The sequence below is a fragment of the Kitasatospora sp. NPDC091257 genome, from assembly GCF_044757675.1.
Lineage (GTDB): Bacteria > Actinomycetota > Actinomycetes > Streptomycetales > Streptomycetaceae > Kitasatospora > Kitasatospora lactacystinica.
Genome location: NZ_JBIVVI010001287.1, coordinates 1 through 2,451 on the forward strand (window position 1 = coordinate 1; position 2,451 = coordinate 2,451).

General features: G+C 74.5%; 2 protein-coding genes and 1 pseudogene. 1 reads left to right on the forward strand and 2 read right to left on the reverse strand.

Annotated features, from left to right (window positions below):
* Positions 1–58: 58 nt before the first annotated feature.
* Positions 59–538: pseudogene (locus ACIQOV_RS37400) on the forward strand (bifunctional DNA primase/polymerase); the annotation flags it as partial.
* 200 nt (positions 539–738) lie between these two features.
* Here ACIQOV_RS37400 and ftsY read toward each other — a convergent pair.
* Positions 739–1,983 carry a signal recognition particle-docking protein FtsY gene (gene ftsY / locus ACIQOV_RS37405; RefSeq protein WP_401055243.1) on the reverse strand — a complete coding sequence of 415 codons (1,245 nt, stop codon included), beginning with the start codon at positions 1,981–1,983 and terminating at the stop codon, positions 739–741.
* A 47-nt stretch (positions 1,984–2,030) separates the two neighbouring features.
* On the reverse strand, positions 2,031–2,451 hold a 421-nt coding region (locus tag ACIQOV_RS37410), incomplete at its 5' end, for an AAA family ATPase (protein ID WP_401055244.1).

The window sequence follows — 2,451 nt, forward strand, 5'->3', positions numbered from 1 at the left end:
AAAAATCCACCCACAAGCCGCAAAACCATATCACTACGTGTGAGTGTTTTTCAGAGGTGCGCCCGGCCCGCACCCCGTGCCCGGCCGCGGCGGCCGGGCCCGCGGCGGCCGCGCCGAGGGCTCGGTGCTGTTCCCCACCGGCCGCGCCTTCGACGTCCTGGACGTCCCCGAGCAGGCCGGGCTCCAGGCCCTGGTCCGGCTGGAGCGGATGGGGACCCAGGTGGGCCCGGTGCTCGCCGTCCCCACCGGCCGGCTCCAGTTCCTGGTCGCCGCCGGCACCGCCCGGCGCCTGCCCGACCTGCTGTACCGGATGGGCTGGGACGACGCCGCGCTCGACCTGGTCTGCCACGGCGAGGGCGGCTACGTCGCCGCCCCGCCCACCGTCCTCGGTTCCCTCGGCCCGGTCCGCTGGCTGCGCCGCCCCACCCGCGACAACGCGGGCTGCCCGCCCGAGGCCCGGCTGCTGCTCGGCACCCTCGCCTACGCCTGCCACCGCAGCCGCGAGCGCACCGCCGAGCCGGCCTGGATGGCCTCCTGACCCGAGCGGCCACCGCCGGGCCGCCGCGCCGGGGCCCGCTCCCCGGGCAGCCGTCCGAGCGGCCACCGCCGGGGCCACCGCGCCGGAACCGGCGCGCCGCCCGGATCCGGGCACGCGAAAGGGCCCGCCCCCCGAGAGGGGAGCGGGCCCTTCCTGCGCTCTTCGTACGCCCTTCGCGCCTTTGCGGCGCGCGCGGGGCGTCAGTCGCCGATCAGCGCGTCCACGAACGCCCCCGGCTCGAACGGAGCCAGGTCGTCCGCGCCCTCGCCCAGGCCGATCAGCTTGACCGGCACGCCCAGCTCGCGCTGGACGGCGACCACGATGCCGCCCTTGGCCGTGCCGTCCAGCTTGGTCAGCACGATGCCGGTGATGTCGACCACCTCGGCGAACACCCGGGCCTGGATCAGGCCGTTCTGGCCGGTGGTGGCGTCCAGCACCAGCAGCACCTCGTCCACCGGGCCGTGCTTCTCGACGACCCGCTTGACCTTGCCCAGCTCGTCCATCAGGCCGGTCTTGGTGTGCAGCCGGCCGGCGGTGTCGATCAGCACGGTGTCCACGCCCTCGGCGATGCCCTCCTTGACCGCGTCGAAGGCGATCGAGGCCGGGTCCCCGCCCTCCGGGCCGCGCACGGTGCGCGCCCCGACCCGCTCGCCCCAGGTCTGGAGCTGGTCGGCGGCGGCGGCACGGAAGGTGTCGGCGGCGCCGAGCACCACGGTGCGGCCGTCGGCGACCAGGACGCGGGCCAGCTTGCCGGTGGTGGTGGTCTTGCCGACGCCGTTGACGCCGACCACCAGGACCACCGCGGGGCCCTCCTCGTGCCTGGTCGAGCGGACGGTGCGGTCGGCGTCCTTGCCGACCAGCTCGACCAGCTCCTCGCGCAGCAGCGCGCGCAGCTCGTCGGGGGTACGGGTGCCGAGCACCTTCACCCGGGTGCGCAGCCGCTCGACCAGCTCCTGGGTGGGGGCGACGCCGACGTCGGCGGTGAGCAGCGTGTCCTCGATCTCCTCCCAGGTGTCCTCGTCCAGGTGCTCCCGGGAGAGCAGCGAGAGCAGTCCCTTGCCGAGCGAGTTCTGCGAGCGGGACAGCCGCGAGCGCAGCCGGACCAGCCGGCCGGCGGTGGGCTCGGGAACCTCGACGGCGGGCGCCGCCTCGGCCTCGGCGGGCACGACCTCGGGGGCCTCGACGGCCTCGACGGCCTCGGGGGCCTCCGGCGCGCCGGCCTCCGCCGGGAGTTCCACCTCCTCGATGGTGCGGCGGGGCGCCTCGGTCGGCGGCGCGGACTCCTCGCCGACCTGGGGCTCCTGCGGGGTCGGCTTCGGCGCCGTGATGACCGGCGCCTGCGACTTCGGGGGCAGCTGCTGGCGTCGTCTGCCGGAAACGACGAGGCCGGCGATCGCGCCGACGGCGACCACGGCGATGACTACGGCAAGGATCACGTATTCCATAACTGCTCCAGTATCCGCGACCGGAGCCCGGATGGACCGCAGCCGCCCTACACCGACGCGGTTCGTCCGGCTCGCGGCCGGCGCTCCCGGTGCTCTTCGCGCAGCCGCTGGCTGATCACCTGCGAGATGCCGTCGCCCTTCATGGTCACGCCGTAGAGGGCGTCGGCCGACTCCATGGTGAGCTTCTGGTGGGTGATCACGATCAGCTGGGAGCTCTCCCGCAGCTCCTCCATGATCCCGATCAGCCGGCGCAGGTTGGTCTCGTCCAGCGCCGCCTCCACCTCGTCCATCACGTAGAACGGGCTGGGCCGGGCCTTGAAGATCGCCACCAGCAGCGCCACCGCGGTCAGCGAGCGCTCGCCGCCGGACAGCAGCGACAGCCGCTTGACCTTCTTTCCCGGCGGGCGGGCCTCCACCTCGACCCCGGTGGTGAGCATGTTGTCCGGGTCGCTCAGCACCAGCCGGCCC

Coding starts and splice junctions, on each gene's coding strand:
- ftsY (WP_401055243.1), bottom strand. CDS start 1,983: ATGGAATACGTGATCCTTGCCGTAGTCATCGCCGTGGTCGCCGTCGGC.